Below are 16,865 nucleotides of genomic sequence, written 5' to 3'. Positions count from 1 at the left end.
TTAGGGGCCCAGCGTCTTCTCGTGCCGGGCCACGTCCCGGCGCTCGCCGGACTTCCGTCGGAAGGGGCTGCTCGTCGCGTACCCGAGAATGAGGGCAGAACGGACATCACGAGCAACCAAAAGGCGGTGCGGACCGTCTTCAGGGTGAGAGTGCGGTCAGGGGCGGCGCTGCTCGGGTGTGAAGGCAGTCGTGTCACATGTGACGGCCGTCTCGCGCGCGTAGTGGTTGTAGCGCTCCGTGAGGGCCTCGAGATCGGCCTCGGTGCCGACGCTGACCTGCACCTCTGTGCCTTCCCCTGGCATTCGTCCTCCCTGGTGGCGCGACAGGGTACTGCATGATCACGAAAATCGATGGGTGCCAGGGGAATTCTGTCCGGATTCCAGTCGTTGTTTCCATCGGATGCAGGGCACCCGGAAGGGTGTCGCGACCTACTCAGTAAGGGAGCTCGCATGGCAACCCGTGCCGTCGCCCGTCGTACGTCCTCCTCCAGTGGGACCGGCCGGGCAAGCAGCGTTCGCGCCGTGGGCGGGGAGATCGCCGACCGCGACCTGGTCGGCATGTACCTCGATGAGATCGCGCGTACGCCGCTGCTCGACGCCGCCAAGGAGGTCGAGCTGTCCCAGACCATCGAAGCCGGTGTCTTTGCCGGACAGATCCTCGCCGGACAGGTGGAGAGCGATGCCGGCGGTGCCACGCGCGAGGAGCTCGAGGCGCTGGTCGCCGCGGGTGAGCGCGCGAAGGACGTCTTCATCCGCTCGAACCTCCGGCTTGTCGTGGCCGTCGCGCGGCGCTATCCGCGCAGCGGACTGCCGCTGCTCGACCTGATCCAGGAAGGCAATGCCGGACTGGTCCGCGCGGTCGAGAAGTTCGACTACGCGAAGGGCTTCAAGTTCTCGACGTACGCGACATGGTGGATCCGCCAGGCGATCACCCGCTCGATAGCCGACCAGTCCCGCACCATCCGGCTCCCTGTCCACCTGGTGGAGGAGCTCGGGCGCATCCGCCGGGTGCAGCGCGAGTTCAACCGGGAGAACGGCCGGGACCCGGAGGCCGCGGAGGTCGCGAAGGAGCTGGGCTCGACGCCGGAGCGGGTCATTGACGTCCTGGACTGGGCCCGCGACCCGGTCAGCCTGAACATGGCGGTGGACGACGCGGGAGAGACGCAGTTCGGTGACCTGCTGGAGGACACCTCGGCGGTGTCGCCGGAGCAGTCGGTGATGACGCTGCTGCGGAGCGAGGAGCTCGAAGACCTGATCGGGAAGCTCGACAACCGTACGGCGTCGATCATCAAGATGCGGTACGGCATCGAGGACGGCCGGGAGCGGACGCTGACGGAGGTCGGCAAGGAGCACGGCCTGACGCGTGAGCGGATCCGCCAGATCGAGAAGCACGCGCTGCTGGAGCTGAAGCGGATGGCGCGCGACACGGGCTTCGACGCGGCGGCGTAACCCGCGCCCGTACTCGCCCCACCCCCAAAAGCGGACCTCGGCACCTCCCCCCCGGTGTCGGGGTCCTTTCCTGCGCGGGTGCGAGCGGGGCTCCTGGACGTCAGTGAACCGCCGTCGCCCGGGACAGCCTCGCTCCCAGGTCGGTGACGTGGTCCACCAGCCGGCTCGGGCCGTGGACCGTGAACTCGCAGTCCACCAGGGCGAGTCGGAGCGCCAGCCACTCCAGTGAGTCCGCCGACCGCGCCCGCAGCCGGCATCGCTCCACGCCGGAGCCGGAGCCCGAGCCGGAGGCCAACGGCACCGGCGCGCCCAGCGACTCCGGCAGCCTCGCCGTCACAAAGGCCACCGGGGCCTCGAACGTCACGTCGACGTCATGCTCCGACTGGAGCCGCGACAGCGAGTGGCCCAGCAGCTCCGCCGCCCCCGCACCCTCCGGCAGCTCCCGCGGTGCGAACCGCGCACCCGTCGCGAACGGCTCCGTCACCCGGTCCACGCGGAACGTGCGCCAGTCCTCCCTCCCGATGTCGTACGCCACGAGGTACCACCGCCGCCCCGTCGACACCAGCCGGTACGGCTCGACCTGCCGCTTCGTCTCCGTCCCGTCCCCGGAGCGGTAGCCGAAGCGGAGGCGCTCCCGCCCCGTCACCGCCCCCGCGATCACCGTCAGCGTCTGCGGGTCGATCGTCGCGCCGTCGCCCCGCGTCAGCGGGATCGTCGCCGCCTGGAGCGTGGTCACCCGGTGCCGCAGCCGCGACGGCAGCACCTGTTCCAGCTTGGCCAGCGCCCGTACCGACGCTTCCTCGATGCCTTCGATGGCGTGGCCCGCCCCCGCCCGCAGGCCCACCGCGATCGCCACAGCCTCCTCGTCGTCGAGGAGCAGCGGCGGCATCGCGGCGCCCGCGACCAGGCGGTATCCGCCGACCGCGCCCTTCGTCGCCTCGACCGGGTAGCCGAGATCCCGCAGCCGGTCGATGTCCCGCCGGATCGTGCGCGGGCTCACCTCGAGGCGCTCGGCGAGCTCACTGCCCGGCCACTCGCGCGGAGTCTGGAGGAGGGAGAGCAGATTCAGGAGTCGTGCCGGGGTGTCCGTCATGTTCATCAGGATGCCCGCCATCTAGGACATGACCTGACCTATATCCACCCTAGATTCCTCGCATGAGTTCACAGCCCGCCGTACCGGGTACGGCATCAGACCGTCGTCGCTGGATCGCACTCGCCATCGTGATGACCGCGGCCTTCATGGATCTGGTCGACGTCACCATCGTCAATATCGCGATCCCGAGCATGGAACGGGACCTCGGCGCCTCGTTCGGCGCGATCCAGTGGATAACCGCCGGATACGCGCTCGCCTTCGCCGCCGGTCTGATCACGGGCGGCCGGCTCGGTGACATCTACGGCCGCAAGCGGCTCTTCCTGCTCGGCATGACCGGCTTCACGCTCGCCTCCGCGCTCTGCGGATTCGCCGCGAACGAGGAGATGCTGGTCGCCTCCCGACTGCTGCAGGGCGCGACCGCCGCCATGATGGTGCCGCAGGTGCTGTCGATCATCCATGTCACCTTCCCCGCGCACGAACGCGGCAAGGTCTTCGGCATGTTCGGCGCGATCATCGGGCTCGGCGCGGTCTCCGGACCGCTGCTCGGCGCACTGCTCACCCAGTGGAACCTCTTCGGTCTGGAATGGCGGCCGATCTTCCTGATCAACCTGCCGGTGGGCATCGCCGGGCTGATCCTGGGCCGGAAGTACATCACCGAGTCCCGCGCCCCCAAGGCGCTCAAGCTCGACCTGGTCGGCGTCGCGCTCGTCACGCTCGGACTGCTGATGCTGATCTATCCGCTGACCCGCGGTCGTGAGCTGGGCTGGCCGCTCTGGGGCCACCTGTGCATGGCCGGCAGCCTGCTCGTCTTCGCCGCGTTCGTGGCGTACGAGAAGAGGAAGACCCGCAAGGACGGCTCCCCGCTGGTTGAACTGTCCCTGTTCAAGGTGAAGAGCTTCGCCGCCGGTATCGCCGTGCAACTCACCTTCGGTATAGCGTGCGGCATCTTCTTCCTGGTCTGGACGCTGTACATGCAGATCGGCCTCGGCTGGAGCCCGCTGCGGGCGGGTCTGACAGGTGTCCCGTTCTCGATAGCGGTGTCCGCGGCGGCCGGTCTTTCCGTACAGAAGCTGGTGCCGCGCTTCGGGCGGAAGGTGCTGCAGGCGGGCGCGGTGACCATGGCCGCGGGGCTGCTGCTCTACATCTGGGAGGCCGGGCGGTACGGCTCGGCGATCCACTCCTGGCAGATGGCGCTGCCGCTGGTGGTGATGGGCGTCGGGATGGGCCTGATCGTGGCGCCGCTGACGGACGCGGTCCTGTCGGACGTGCCGCGCGAGCACTCCGGCTCGGCGTCCGGGCTGATCAACACCACCATGCAGATGGGCAATGCGCTGGGGCTCGGGCTGGTCTCGGTGGTCTTCTTCGGGTCGATCGACGACCGGATCGCGCCGAGCGCGGTGGGGAAGGCGTTCGGGGAGGCGTTCCAGAACTCGCTGTGGTGGGTGGTGGCGGTGCTGGCCGTGATCTTCCTGGTGATGTTCGCGCTGCCGACGCGGCCGAAGCAGCATGTGGAGGGGGCGGAGGTTCTGGAGGAGCCGGAGCCGGCGCTCGCGCACTGAGGCGGTCGAAGGACTCGGATACGGGGCCCGGCCCGGGATGTCTCCCCGGGCCGGGCCCCGGCGCTTGAGCGACATGATCACCGCGGGCATCAGGCGGGTGCGACTCCCGCACCGAAGGTACGGCGGTCCCGGTCACAGATGGTCTGGAGTGGCAGGCATTGCACAGCGCTCCTAAGGTGAACTCAGTGTAACCGTCGCGAACCTGACCCCTTCCGACATCTGGCGGATCCGGCTGAGAGATGACCATGGATGCTCCCCATGTCCTCGTAGTTGAAGACGAACAGGACGTCAGTAATCTGCTCAGTCAGCATCTGCGCGGCCTCGGCTGCCGGGTGGACGTGGCCGCGACTGGCGAGGGCGGCATGGAACGCGCATTCGCAGACCCGCCGGATTTGGCGATTGTCGACATCCTGCTCCCAGGCATCGACGGTCGCGAGGTTATTCGCCGGCTGCGCGCGGACGACCGCACCAGCGGCTGCCGTATCGCCGTCTTCTCGGTGCTGGATCCGCAGGATCTGACCGACCTGGCGGCCGACGCGATGCTGGCCAAACCGTTTCGGCGGGCCGCCGTGGCGCAACTCGTCGACTCCTTCGCCCGACGCCCCGAGGAGGACTGATGGCGACTGTCCTGGTGGCCGACGACGATGTCGACATCCGCGACCTGGTGACCTTCAAGCTGACCCAGGCGGGGCATGAAGTGATCGCGGTCGAGGACGGTCCGTCCGCGCTCGCGGCGGCGCGCGAGAACCATGTGGACATCGCTCTGCTCGACATCCGCATGCCTGGGATGTCAGGCCTGGATGTGTGCCGCGAACTGCGCGCATCGCCCGCGACGGAGTTGCTGCCGGTCATCCTGCTGACCGCCCGCTCCCAGGAGGGTGACGTGGAGACCGGCTTCGCTGCCGGCGCCGACGACTACATCATCAAGCCGTTCAGCCCGCGCGAGCTGACCAGTCGTCTGCAGGCGATACTGGTCCGGGCCAAGCGATGAACGGCACGGCCCTGGTCACCGACGCGCTGCTGTGTGGTTCCCCGTGAAGATTCTCCGGGGCCGACGGCCCACGGAGACCCTGCGGGCAGGTGAGACCGGGAGGCCCGAGGCGACCGGAAAAGCGCAGCGCACCGTCTCCGTGGCGCAGCGGCTCCGGATGGCCTTCGGACTGCTGGTCGGGCTCATCGCCCTGGTCGGGGCAGGCGCGATGACCGCCCGTCTGTACGGGGACGCGACGGTGGACGAGCTCACCGAGCACGTGCAGCCGACACGGACCGCCAATCTGCTTCTCCTTACCGACATCAACCAGGTACGACGTTCCCTGCGCGGCTATCTGCTGAGCGGCGATCACACTCAGCTCGCGGAATACCTGAAGGCGCGCCGCGCTTACCCCGCGCTGCTTGCCGACGCGCGCGGGCACAGCACGCCGGGCACCCTCCCGTATCTGGCGACCGAGCAGCGCCAGATCGACGCCTACCTGCGTACCGCCTCCCAGCAGGAGAAGGCTGTGCCGGGCAGCGCGCAGGCCCACCAGTTCGCCCGGACCACCAGCTCCTCGTTCCTGAGGTTCGAGGCCACCAACAAAGCCCTGGACGCACACCTGGCAGGCCAGGCCAATGACTTGCAGGAACGTGCCGACCTCAACATCCGGTTCACCATCCTCGCCACGGGCATCGTGACCGTCGTATTGGTGACCGCTGCACTGATCGTGGCGGTGCGGACCACTCGCGCCCTCACCCGGCCGTTGGGGCACGTGCAGGCAACGCTGGCCGAGCTGGCCGCCGGCGAGCACTCGGCGCGCGTCGGGGAGAGCGGCCCCTCCGAGATCCGCGTGGTCGCGCACTCGGTCAACGCCCTCGCCGACGAGAGCGACCGGCTGCGCACCATCGAAGCCGAGCACGACCGGCTGTCCGCGGTCTCGCGGAAGGTGGGCAGGAAGATCCGCGAACGCCTCCAGGTCGGTGCCGTGCTCGACGAGGTGGTCTCCGGTGTGGGCGAGGGGCTGCGGGCGGACTATGCGATCGTCCTGCTCGTCGAGGGCGACAAACCGTTGGTCCCCGCGGTCCGCGCGTGGAACGCGGAACGCGGCATCCTCACCGAGGAGGAGGCGCGCGGGCTCCCGCCCGTCCCCGCCGAGGTGGTCCGCGGGTACTACGACCGCGGAGGCAGCTGGCACATCGACGACATCCGCGACTATCTCGTCGATGCCCGGCCGCTGCCCGACGCCCCTGCCCAGTTCGGCACGGAGGGCATGCCGTCCGAGAACCGCTCCGCCGCCGCGGAGCTGAACGCGGTCGCGGTCATGGTGTCCCCGTTCGGGGTCGGCTCCGAGGCCATGGGTGCCCTCGCCCTCATCCGCTGCCGGCCTGGGGACGTCTGGCGCCCGGTCGAGATCGACGCCGCCCAGTCGGTCGCATCCGGCCTCGGCCGGGCATTTCAGCACTCGAGGCTCTACGAAAAGGAAGCCCGGGTGGTCGAGGATCTGCGAGCCCTGGACCGGGCCAAGAGCGACTTCCTGTCCACCGTCTCCCATGAACTGCGCACCCCGCTCACCAGCATCGCCGGCTATGTCGAGCTGCTGATGGACGAGGACGCCGGACCGCTCACCCCGGAGCAGCACCACATGCTCAGCGTGGTGGACCGCAACAGCACCCGGCTGCGGAGCCTGATCGAGGACCTGCTGACCCTCTCCAGGATCGAGTCCGGCGCCTTCACCTCCGGCAGGCAGCCGGTGGACCTGTGCCGACTCATGGGATCCACGACGGACGCGATCCGTCCCGCTGCCTCCGCTGCGGAGGTCGATCTGGAGACGGACTGCCCCGCACAGCCTCTTCTCGTGCAGGGCGACACCGAGCAGCTCGACCGCGTGCTCATGAACCTGCTGTCCAATGCGGTGAAGTTCACCCCGAAGGGCGGCCGGGTCAGCGTACGCGCCGCCGCCGAGGACGGCGAGGCTGTGCTCAGCGTGAGCGACACCGGTATCGGCATCCCCGAGGAGGAGCAGAAGGATCTGTTCACGCGCTTCTTCCGGGCCTCCAATGCGACCGCCCTCGCCGTCCCCGGCACGGGGCTCGGGCTCACCATCGTGCGGAAGATCGTGGCGAACCACGGTGGCGACCTGGGAATCCGCTCACAGGAGGGGAAGGGCACCACGGTCACCGCCCGCATGCCACTCCACCAGGGCGATACGCCTGAGTAGGGTGCGTCGGAAAGATCGTGTACGCAGCAGCCCGAGCAGGGCCCGCCGCGGCCGAGACCACTGAGCAGAAGGTGCCTGTCGCCGCCTGTGACGGAAGGCGCGGACGGTCAGCGAACCTGGGCGCGCAGCTCCATCGCCTCGCGCGCGATGTGCTCCGCCGCGTACACCTCGCACATATGGCGGCCGTCGGGTGTCGCAGTGTGCTCGACCTCCCACAGACTCGTTTCGGTCCCATCGAGCAGCAGGAACGCGTGCTCGTACAGCGTGAAGCCCGCGCCCTTCCCCTCCACCTGGCACTGGCGGCCGAAGACCTGCGTGATGTGGTGCGCGAACGCGGCCCGCAGCAGGCGCGCGGTCTCCTCGCCCGGCCCGTCGGCATTCTCCGCGCGGCGCAGCACACGGCGGGCGTGGTCCGCGGAGTCGTCCGGGACGTACATCCGGGGGAGCGGGGCCGGGGGCGCGGCCAGCAGCGAGGTGAGCAGCTCCAGATCGGCGTCGAACTCGTCGGCCGGGGCGGCGTCGGGGTTGGTGCCGGAGGAACCGGCGAAGCCCGGGAAACCGGCGGGCAGCCGGGAGGCGGCGAGGCGGACCTCCGACTCCTCGGTGTAGAGCTCGTGCTGCTCGGCGCCGTCGCGCGCGGTGTTGTGCACCAGCTCCCACAGGACGAGCGAGCTGCCGTCGCTCAGCAGATAGGCATGCTGGTACGTGGTGCGGTGGAGCGCCGCGCTGTGGTGCGAGGAGTGCAGCGAACTGGCGTGGGCCAGCGCGGAATCGAGCCGCTCGATCGTCGCGTCGGGCAGATCGAAGGAGTTGAGTGCCCGACCCAGGAGTCGCTCGAGCTGCGTCGCGGTTGTCTCGTACGGATCGTTCAAGGTGGGTCTCCAGGCCGTCGCCGCAAGTCACTTGGTGATTGCTAAACGTAGCCCCTGGGTCTGACAACGTGTCCTGTGTTCGGCAAAACGAAGGGGGGTACGCGGGAAGTTCCCGCGCACCCGGCCAACTCGGCTGTCCTGTACGTCAGTCGATGTCGTACAGGTCCCGGTACGAAGGGAAGACCCCGCCCGGCCCCTCGATGCTCCGGGCCGTGAGGACGGCCCGCATGATCGCCCGGGTAACCGTGTCCGCGCCGGCCGAGAGCACCTCGTTGAGGGCGAGGGGGTTGGCGGCGTCGAGCGGTACGACGCCGGTGGCGAGCGTGAAGACGGTGTCGCCGTCGTTGAGGAGGTGGACCGGGCGTACGGCCCGCGCGATGCCGTCGTGCGCCGTGCCCGCGAGCTTCTGCGCCTGGGCGCGGGTGAGGCCGGCGTCGGTCGCGACGACGGCGAGGGTGGTGTTCAGCGGGGGCGGGCCGTTCTTCTCGTGGGCCTCGGCGAGGCGGAGCTGGGCGGCGGCGTGGACCGCGGGGGAGGGGTGTTGCGTACGGCCCGCGATGTACTGCCCGTACAGCGCACCCGTCAGTGGATCGACCGCCGAGCCCGCGGCGTTGGCCACGACCAGCGCGGCCACCGTGATGCCGGAGTCCAGGACGGTACTCGCCGTGCCGATACCGCCCTTGATCTGCCCGACGACAGCGCCGGTCCCCGCACCCACGCCGCCCTCGTCGACCGGTGCGCCCTCTTCCGTACGGGCTGCGGCTTCGACCGCCGCGCGTCCGGTCGCCGCGTCCGGCCGGGCCCGCCAGTCGCCGCCGCGTCCCAGATCGAAGATGCAGGCCGCCGGGACCACGGGCACCACGTGCGTGGGTTCGGGGCCGACCCGGACGCCGCGGCCCTGCTCCTCCAGCCAGGCCATCACGCCGGCGGCGGAGTCGAGGCCGTACGCGCTGCCGCCGGTCAGCACGACCGCCTCGATGCGCTGGACGAGATTGCGGGGGTCGAGGGCGTCGGTCTCCCTGGTGCCGGGGCCCCCGCCCCTTACATCGACGGCGGCGATCGCCCCGCCCTCGGGTGCGAGGACGACGGTGGTCCCGCTGAGCGCGCGCTCTCCCGGCACGCGCGCGTGGCCCACCCGGAGGCCGGTCACGTCCGTCAACGCGTCATTCACTCCGACTGCTGCCATGACCCTTGCGTATCACGCGTCGGGCCACTGCCCGACGATCGGCCTCACGCCGGTGCTGTCGGCCTGTTCGCGAGCGTGACGCCGACCGCGACCGTCGCCGCGGCGACCAGACCGGCGGCCAGGACCGCCCAGCCGCCTGCGAACGTGCACGCGAGGATCGCCAGCGCCGAGACGGGCAGGGTGAGTTGCTGAGCCCTGCCGCGTTTGAAGTGGCGCGCGTGCAGCAGCCAGACGGTCAGCAGGAAGAGCGCGGCCGGGACGGTGACGGACGCATTCGCCGCGAACGCGGAGATGTGCGCCTCGCCCACCGCGTGCTCGACCGCCACCTCGATGCCCGCGCCGATGGCCGCGGCCGATCCGAAGATCAGGATGTGACCGTAACCCCAGGGAATGGCCTGCCGGTTGGAGATGAGCCGTTCGTGCGCGGGCACGGCGAAGTAGATCCACCACGCGGCGAAGACGATCAGCAGCCCGCCGGCCGCGATGGGCAGCAGTTCACCCAGGGCCTCGTTCTCGTCGAGCGCGGACTGTACGGCGACGGTACTGGCCGCCATCGTCTCGCCCAGCACGATCAGAGTGAACAGGCCGTAGCGCTCGACGATGTGGTGCGCGTGCCAGGGGGTCTGCTGATTCCGCTCGGCGACGAGCGGGATCAGCAACTCGGCGGCGGCCAGGACCAGGAACAGCCACCGTTTGGCACCGTCGGGCACGAACAGCAGACCCACCCAGCCCGCCTGGCAGATGACCAGGCCCGCGGCGTACTCCAGCGCGGTCCTCCGGCCCGGTCCCGTCTCCGCGAAAGCCGCCCGCAGCCACTGGGTCGTCAGGGCGACCCGCATGATCAGATAGCCGATGACAGCGATGGTCCAGTCGTTGTCGTTGAAGGCGCGCGGCACTCCGGCCGCGTAGACGAGCACTCCGGAGATCTGGACGAAGGTCGCGATCCGGTACGGCACGTCGTCGCAGTCGTACGCCGAGGCGAACCACGTGAAGTTCATCCAGGCCCACCACGCGCCGAAGAAGACGTACAAGTATCCGACGACACCAGTGCCCGGGTGGCCCTCGGCGAGCGCGTGCACGAGCTGAAGTCCGGCCTGGGCGACCGCGACGACGAAGCACAGGTCGAAGAAGAGCTCCAGCGGCGTCGCGGCGCGGTTCGCCTCGTCGCGACTGCGGGGGGTCATATGGCGCAGCGGCCGCGTGTGGCCTGCGGCGGGTGTGGACGTCATGAGCCCAGGACAGCAGAGCGGGCGCGGCCACACGGCAGGACGCGCGCTGCCGCCCGCCGGCCCGCACCCCGCGGGCCGGGGCCCTGCTCGACGCGCCTGGTCCGGCACTTCGCCGACGAGGCGCCGGACCGGGCGGCAGGGACCGGATGGCGGCTCACCCCGAAGGGCCGCCGACCGGGCCAGGTCCCGGTGCCGCAGCACGCAGGGCTCCCGCCGCCGTACCCTGGAGGTATGAGCACCGCCCCCGCCCCCGGACCGCGTGATGCGGAGCAGCCGCAGCAGCAGTCTCCGAAGCCAAAGCTGAACTTCGACGATCCGCTGGACCAGCAGTCCTCGGACGATACGGACCGTGGGTGGGGTGAGCGGCCTCTCGCGAGCGGCGACAGCGCCGCCGATCTTGCGCGCTTCCTCGACGAGAAGCCGCCGCACCACATCTGAGCCCTGGCTGTCTGAGCCCTCGCTACTGGTCGTGCCCGGAGCCGCGCTGCGCCACGACCGCGTCGCGGATCTCCTTCAGCACCTCGAGCTCGGTCAGCTCGACCACCTCCTTCGCGCCTTCCTTCGCCGCCTCCCGGTCCGCACGCCTGGCCAGGTACTTGGCCATGGGCAGCACCATCAGGAAGTAGACGACCGTCGCGGTGATGAGGAAGGTCAGGGTGGCGCTGAGGACCGTGCCCCACATGATCTGGATGCCGTCCACCTCGCCGTCCACCACCTTGCAGTCGCCCTTGATGCAGGAACTGTAGGAGTCGAGTTCCCTGGTCCCGAACGCGCCGACCACCGGGTTGATCACGCCCTTCACCACGGCGTTCACGATCTGGGTGAACGCCGCGCCGATGACCACCGCGACGGCCAGGTCGATCACATTGCCGCGCATCAGGAAAGCCTTGAAGCCCTCCAGGACGCTGACCTTCTTCTCGCTCACCACTGAGCCTCTCGTCGCATGTGCAGGACACGGAGTCAAACGCTCCGAAACCTACGTCAGCGCGTAACCGCACTGTCCAGTCCGCACATGCGAAGTGGTGACGTGACGACACGTGAGTACGGTCAGCGACAGCCCGCGTCAGCACACCGTCACCGCCAGTCGCGATGTCGCCCCCGCGCCCGCCAGCGCCGCCGCGGTGGCGCGCGGGACCGTCAGGACGACCAGCGCGCCGCTGTCCGAAGCGCTATCGCCCATTCCGGGGACCTCGGCCACCCGAGCGCCCGATGCCACCACCCGGGCCGCAGACCCTTCCCCCGCAGGGGAGTTGGCCGCTGCGATCACATCCACCCGGTCTCCGGGGCGCAGCAGCCGGACCGTAGCGGCATCCGCGATACGCACCGGGGCCGACACCATCTCGGCCACGGGCCGCCGCTCGCGCTGCGGCGGAGCCCCCGGCGCCTCGGCACCGTCCGCCCCACGCGCACCCGAAGCGGCAAGCGCCGCCGCCGTCATGGCGAGGCCCGCCGCCATCGCACGCCGTCGACGCAGCATCGCCCGGCGCAGCCGGTGCGCCCCACCGCGCACCCGCAAGGGAGCGAAGGGCGGCACACCCAGAGGTTCCGGTGCGGGCGAAGAAGGGCGAGGAGGGAGAGGAGGGAGAAGCGACATGACATACACCGCCTGCCGTGAGGAGTGGAGCTGGACCGACCGCTCCTCACGATCCACTCCGCGCACGCATCCCGCTGACGCCTGTGGACGGCCCCCGGCTTGTGGACAACTCCCTCACCCTCAGGAGGTGTTACGGCCTGCCCGACCGCTTGGCCCGTGGCATGCCTTACTGCTTGGCCTACGGCAGCTGAAGCCCGGAGTCGACGCCGTCCAGCGCATGCGAGCAGAGGCACTCCCGCGCCCCGTTCGCCGGCAGCCCCGCCACCGCGTCGAAGAGCACCGCCCGCAGCCGGTCGACATTTGCGGCGAAGACCTTGAACACCTCGTCGTGGGACACGCCCTCACCGGTCCCGGCCCCCGCGTCCAGGTCCGTCACCAGCGTCATCGACGTGTAGCAGAGCGCCAGTTCACGCGCGAGCACCGCCTCCGGGTGCCCGGTCATGCCGACCACCGACCAGCCCATCGCCCGGTACCACAGCGACTCCGCCCGGGTGGAGAAGCGCGGTCCCTCGACCACCACCAGCGCCCCGCCGTCCACCGGCTCCCAGTCCCGCCCGCGCGCCGCCGCCAGCGCGGCCTTGCGCCCGTCGGGGCAGTACGGGTCGGCCGTCGACACATGCACGACCTTCGGCACGGTCCCGTCCGGCAGCGGGTACCCGTCGTAGAAGGTCTGCACGCGCGCCTGCGTACGGTCCACGAACTGATCCGGTACGAGCAGCGTCCCAGGCCCGTACTCCGGCCGCAGCCCGCCCACCGCGCACGGCCCCAGCACCTGTCGTACGCCCACCGAGCGCAGCGCCCACAGATTGGCGCGGTAGTTGATGCGGTTCGGGGGAAGATGGTGGCCACGTCCGTGCCGGGGCAGGAAGGCCACCTTCCGTCCCGCGATCTCGCCGAGGAACAAGGAGTCGCTCGGGCTGCCGTACGGAGTGTCCACCTGGACCTCCGTCACGGCCTCCAGGAACGAGTAGAACCCCGAGCCGCCGATGACACCGATCTCTGCGGTGGCACCGGTCCCTGCGTTCGCGTTGGTCGCCATGGCGATCACAGTATCCGTACGGGAAAACGCCAAGAACCCCGCCGTACGCAACGGCAGGGTCCCGGAAAGCGGGCGTCAGGCGGCGGAACTGCCGCTGGAGCTGGAGCTGGAGCCAGAGCTGGACGAGCTCGAGGACGAGCTGCTGCTGGAACCGGAGCCGCCGCTGCTCGACGACGTGGAAGCCGCGGGCTTGGACTCCGACGACTTCGTGCCCGTGGACGAGCCCGCCGAGCCCGCCGAAGCGGGCGAGCTGCTCGACGACGAGCCACGGCTGTCGTTCCGGTAGAAGCCGGATCCCTTGAAGACAATGCCGACCGCTGAGAACACCTTCTTCAGGCGTCCATCACAGCTGGGGCACACGGTCAGAGCGTCATCGGTGAACTTCTGCACCGCCTCGAGGCCCTCGCCGCATTCGGTGCACTGGTACTGGTAGGTCGGCACTTGTCTTCCTCCTGGCACTCTCACTCAATGAGTGCTAACGACGGTCCATAGTGACGTATTCCGCTGGATCAGTCCACCGCCACAGGCACGCGGTGACCCATCCCACGTGCCGCGATCCGTCCGCCGGCCCTCGGCGACAGCCGAGAGCGCAGCGAAATCAGGGTGACAAGCGCCAGCACGGTGCCCACCAGGGGCACCACGAATCCGGCGCTCGCACCGGATTCGTCGGCCAGCCGTCCGGCCACCGTCACGGCCGCCGCCTGGCCCAGCGCCACGGCGCCCGTCAGCCAGGTGAAGGCCTCGGTACGGGCCGAAGCCGGCACCAGCGACTCGACCAGTGTGTAGCCGCCGATCAGCGCAGGCGCGATGCAGAGGCCGACCAGCAGTCCGAGCCCCGCGAGCAACGCCACGGAGTGCACGGCCCACAGCGCGGAGGCCGCCAGCGTCAGCCCGGCGTAGCCGAGCACCAGCCGCCGGCGCGGCCCGCTCTTCCAGGCGATGGCACCGCAGGCGATGCCGGCCAGCATGTTGCCGGCCGCGAAGATGCCGTACAGCAGTCCGTTGGCGCCCGGGTTGCCGATCTCCTCGGCGAAGGCGGTCAGCGAGACCTGCATTCCACCGAAGACCGAGCCGATGCCGAGGAAGGCCACGGCCAGCACCCGTACACCGGGGATGGACAGCGCGGAGACGTGCGGCCGGTCGGCGCTCGCAGCGGGGCGGACCGCCGGCTGCGTACGGCTCTGGGCCGCGAAGAACAGACCGCCGGCGAGCGTCAGCGTCGCCTCCGCGATCAGTCCGGCCGCCGGGTGCACGCCGGTGCAGAGCGCGGTGGCGAGCACCGGTCCGACGACGAAGGTGAACTCGTCCGTCACCGACTCGAAGGCGGCCGCCGTGGACATCAGTTGTGAGCCCTCGAGCTTGGCGGCCCAGCGGGCGCGCACCATCGGACCGATCTGCGGTACGGAAGCACCCGTGGGCACGGCGGCGACGAAGAGCGCCCACAGGGGCGCGTTCGCCAGCGCGAGCGCGGTCAGCGCGGATACGGAAGCGACGTGCACCAGCACGCCGGGGAGCAGTACGGCCCGCTGCCCGAAACGGTCGGCGAGCTTGCCGCTCTGCGGAGCGAAGAGCGCCATGGAGACGCCGGTGAACGCGGCGACGGCGCCGGCGCTGCCGTACGAACCGGTGGTGCTCTGCACGAGCAGCACGATGCCGATGGTCAGCATCGCGAAGGGCTGCCGTGCCAGGAAGCCGGGGAGCAGGAATGTCCAGGCGCCGGGGGTGCGCAGCAGCTGCCCGTATCCAGGACGGTTCTTGACCGTGGATGCCACGGTCCGTGCCTTTCTGCCGCCTGGTAGCACTTCCCTGGTACGCGTCGTACTTGTGGTACGAGACGCACGGAAGCTGCCGAGAGCTGTCCTCTTGCGCGGATCTGCGGTAGATACCGGGGCCCACTGCGAGGGCTCCGCGGCCGCCATACGGTCGCGCCAGCTCTGCGTCAGGCAGAGTTGGTCGATCAGTGTGCCTTCATGGTACAGGGAATTTCCCACGTTGTGCCTGGGAAATAGCCCACACTCTCCGAGATCCGCCTGTGATTAACCGGATCTTCTTTCGGTGTTTCCGCCCGGCCCGCCTGTCCCGTTCCCGCCCGTCCCCAGCCAGTCCGCCAGCTTTCCGCCCTGTCCGACCGCCCGCAGCCGCCGCTCCGCAGCGTCCCGCACCGGATCCGTCGCCACCACCAGGAGCTCGTCGCCCCGCCGCAGCACGGTCGTCGGCAGTGGTACGAAGCTCGTCCCGTCCCGTACGACAAGGGTGACCGCGGCCCCCGCCGGCAGCCGCAGCTCCGCGACCTCCACGCCGTGCATCCTCGACCCGTCGGGGATCGCCACCGACAGCAGATGCCCGCGCAGCCGCTCCAGCGGCGCCGACTCGATCCCCAGGTCGGAGGCCTCGGGGGAACCGCCCAGGCGCAGTGCTTTCGCCAGCCACGGCAGCGTCGGCCCCTGGACCAGGGTGTAGACGACGACGAGTACGAAGACGATGTTGAAGACCCGGTCGCTGCCCTCGATCTCGGAGACCAAGGGGATGGTGGCGAGAATAATCGGCACGGCGCCGCGCAGCCCCGCCCACGACATCAGCACCTGTTCCTGCCAGGGGATACGGAAGGGCAGCAGGCTGACGAAGACCTCCAGCGGCCGCGCCACCATGGTCAGCACCAGACCCACGATCACCGCCGGCCAGAAGTCGTCGACCAGCTCGTGCGGGGTCACCAGCAGACCGAGCAGGACGAACATGCCGATCTGGGCGATCCAGCCGAGGCCCTCCGCGAAGCCGCGGTTCGCCGGTGCGTGCGGCAGCCTTGAGTTGCCCAGGACCATCGAGGCGAGATAGACGGCGAGGAAGCCACTGCCGTGCGCCATGGCGCCGGCCGCGTACGCCACCACCGCGATCGCCATCACCGCGATCGGGTACAGACCGGACGCGGGCAGCGCCACACGCCGCAGGCCGAAGGCGCCCAGCCAGCCCGCCGCGAGTCCGATGCTCGCGCCGATCAGCAGCTCCAGCGCGATCTTCCCGATCAGTACGTACCAGTCGTCGACCGGACCCGCCGCCGAGAAGGCCACCACCAGGATCACCACCGGGGCGTCGTTGAAGCCGGACTCGGCCTCCAGCACACCGGTCACCCGGGACGGCAGCGGCACCTTGCGCAGTACCGAGAAGACCGCCGCGGCGTCCGTCGACGACACCACCGCGCCGATGATGAGCGCCTGCCGCCACTCGAGCCCGACGAGATAGTGCGCTCCCGCGGCCGTGATGCCCACGCTCACCGCGATACCGACGGTCGACAGCACGACCGCCGCGGGCAACGCGGGTTTGATCTCCTTCCACTTGGTGCCCAGGCCGCCCTCGGCCAGGATCACCACAAGTGCGGCATAGCCGATCACCTGCGTCAATTCGGCGTCATCGAAGGTGACGCCGAGGATGCCGTCCTGCCCGATGGCGATCCCGATCCCGAGATACAGCAGCAGGCTTGGGAGCCCACTGCGGGACGAGATGCGTACCGCCGCGACGGCGATGAGCAGAACGAGCGAGCAGATGAGCAGGAGTTCGTTGAGCTGGTGGACAGTCAGTGGCCGATCCTTCCCCTCGCGCCTCAGCGCCGGATCGTCGCTCCGGCGGGGCAACACTTCGTTACCTTACCTAATCTTTAA

General features: G+C 69.9%; 16 protein-coding genes and 1 pseudogene. 6 read left to right on the top strand and 11 right to left on the bottom strand.

Going from position 1 to position 16,865, the window contains the following annotated elements:
• Positions 1-51 precede the first annotated feature (51 nt).
• A pseudogene (locus SLUN_RS16540) lies at positions 52-303 on the bottom strand (GNAT family N-acetyltransferase); the annotation flags it as partial.
• 147 nt (positions 304-450) lie between these two features.
• Between SLUN_RS16540 and SLUN_RS16535 the strand changes: the two are divergent.
• Positions 451-1,449, top strand: a complete 999-nt coding sequence (locus tag SLUN_RS16535; protein WP_108149222.1) for a sigma-70 family RNA polymerase sigma factor — start codon at positions 451-453, stop codon at positions 1,447-1,449.
• Between the two features lie 100 nt (positions 1,450-1,549).
• Here SLUN_RS16535 and SLUN_RS16530 read toward each other — a convergent pair whose 3' ends face one another.
• Positions 1,550-2,542 (bottom strand): helix-turn-helix transcriptional regulator, encoded by a 993-nt coding sequence (locus SLUN_RS16530; protein WP_108154786.1) that lies wholly within the window; start codon positions 2,540-2,542, stop codon positions 1,550-1,552.
• Positions 2,543-2,604: 62 nt separating this feature from the next.
• Here SLUN_RS16530 and SLUN_RS16525 point away from each other — a divergent pair, with 62 nt between their 5' ends.
• The 4 genes from SLUN_RS16525 to SLUN_RS16510 all read left to right on the top strand — a co-directional run bounded on the left by SLUN_RS16525 (position 2,605) and on the right by SLUN_RS16510 (position 7,292).
• Positions 2,605-4,101, top strand: coding sequence for an MFS transporter (locus SLUN_RS16525; RefSeq protein ID WP_108149221.1), 1,497 nt, complete (start codon positions 2,605-2,607; stop codon positions 4,099-4,101).
• A gap of 239 nt (positions 4,102-4,340) precedes the next feature.
• A complete protein-coding gene (locus SLUN_RS16520; protein WP_108149220.1) occupies positions 4,341-4,718 on the top strand; it encodes a response regulator in 378 nt (125 codons plus the stop codon).
• On the top strand, positions 4,718-5,092 hold the full coding sequence (locus SLUN_RS16515; protein ID WP_108149219.1) for a response regulator transcription factor: 375 nt from the start codon (positions 4,718-4,720) through the stop codon (positions 5,090-5,092). Before SLUN_RS16520 ends, SLUN_RS16515 begins: the two co-directional genes overlap by 1 nt.
• Positions 5,093-5,135: 43 nt before the next feature.
• Complete coding sequence (locus SLUN_RS16510) at positions 5,136-7,292, top strand: sensor histidine kinase (protein ID WP_159100266.1); 2,157 nt, start codon at positions 5,136-5,138, stop codon at positions 7,290-7,292.
• A 107-nt stretch (positions 7,293-7,399) separates the two neighbouring features.
• Here the strand turns inward: SLUN_RS16510 and SLUN_RS16505 are convergent, their stop codons facing one another.
• The 3 genes from SLUN_RS16505 to SLUN_RS16495 all read right to left on the bottom strand — a co-directional run bounded on the left by SLUN_RS16505 (position 7,400) and on the right by SLUN_RS16495 (position 10,579).
• Positions 7,400-8,164 carry a DUF6227 family protein gene (locus SLUN_RS16505; RefSeq protein WP_108149217.1) on the bottom strand — a complete coding sequence of 255 codons (765 nt, stop codon included), beginning with the start codon at positions 8,162-8,164 and terminating at the stop codon, positions 7,400-7,402.
• 145 nt (positions 8,165-8,309) lie between these two features.
• Positions 8,310-9,350, bottom strand: coding sequence for a P1 family peptidase (locus SLUN_RS16500; RefSeq protein WP_108149216.1), 1,041 nt, complete (start codon positions 9,348-9,350; stop codon positions 8,310-8,312).
• 44 nt (positions 9,351-9,394) lie between these two features.
• Positions 9,395-10,579 carry a low temperature requirement protein A gene (locus tag SLUN_RS16495; protein ID WP_108149215.1) on the bottom strand — a complete coding sequence of 395 codons (1,185 nt, stop codon included), beginning with the start codon at positions 10,577-10,579 and terminating at the stop codon, positions 9,395-9,397.
• 231 nt (positions 10,580-10,810) lie between these two features.
• Here SLUN_RS16495 and SLUN_RS16490 point away from each other — a divergent pair, with 231 nt between their 5' ends.
• A complete protein-coding gene (locus tag SLUN_RS16490) occupies positions 10,811-11,017 on the top strand; it encodes a hypothetical protein (protein WP_108149214.1) in 207 nt (68 codons plus the stop codon).
• A gap of 22 nt (positions 11,018-11,039) precedes the next feature.
• Here SLUN_RS16490 and SLUN_RS16485 read toward each other — a convergent pair whose 3' ends face one another.
• From SLUN_RS16485 to SLUN_RS16460, 6 genes are all read right to left on the bottom strand, one after another.
• Positions 11,040-11,504, bottom strand: a complete 465-nt coding sequence (locus SLUN_RS16485) for a large conductance mechanosensitive channel protein MscL (protein WP_108149213.1) — start codon at positions 11,502-11,504, stop codon at positions 11,040-11,042.
• 138 nt (positions 11,505-11,642) lie between these two features.
• On the bottom strand, positions 11,643-12,173 hold the full coding sequence (locus SLUN_RS16480; RefSeq protein ID WP_108154785.1) for a hypothetical protein: 531 nt from the start codon (positions 12,171-12,173) through the stop codon (positions 11,643-11,645).
• Positions 12,174-12,351: 178 nt separating this feature from the next.
• Positions 12,352-13,212, bottom strand: a complete 861-nt coding sequence (locus SLUN_RS16475) for an S-methyl-5'-thioadenosine phosphorylase (protein WP_108149212.1) — start codon at positions 13,210-13,212, stop codon at positions 12,352-12,354.
• Between the two features lie 75 nt (positions 13,213-13,287).
• Complete coding sequence (locus SLUN_RS16470) at positions 13,288-13,653, bottom strand: FmdB family zinc ribbon protein (RefSeq protein ID WP_108149211.1); 366 nt, start codon at positions 13,651-13,653, stop codon at positions 13,288-13,290.
• A gap of 68 nt (positions 13,654-13,721) precedes the next feature.
• The gene (locus SLUN_RS16465) at positions 13,722-14,984 is read right to left on the bottom strand and encodes an MFS transporter (RefSeq protein WP_108149210.1); all 1,263 of its coding nucleotides are present in this window, start codon (positions 14,982-14,984) and stop codon (positions 13,722-13,724) included.
• A gap of 264 nt (positions 14,985-15,248) precedes the next feature.
• Positions 15,249-16,784, bottom strand: coding sequence for a potassium/proton antiporter (locus SLUN_RS16460; protein ID WP_371413914.1), 1,536 nt, complete (start codon positions 16,782-16,784; stop codon positions 15,249-15,251).
• Between the last annotated feature and the right edge of the window lie 81 nt (positions 16,785-16,865).

This window comes from Streptomyces lunaelactis, assembly GCF_003054555.1.
Taxonomy (GTDB): Bacteria; Actinomycetota; Actinomycetes; order Streptomycetales; family Streptomycetaceae; genus Streptomyces; species Streptomyces lunaelactis.
This window is presented reverse-complemented; position numbering and strand designations above follow the sequence as displayed.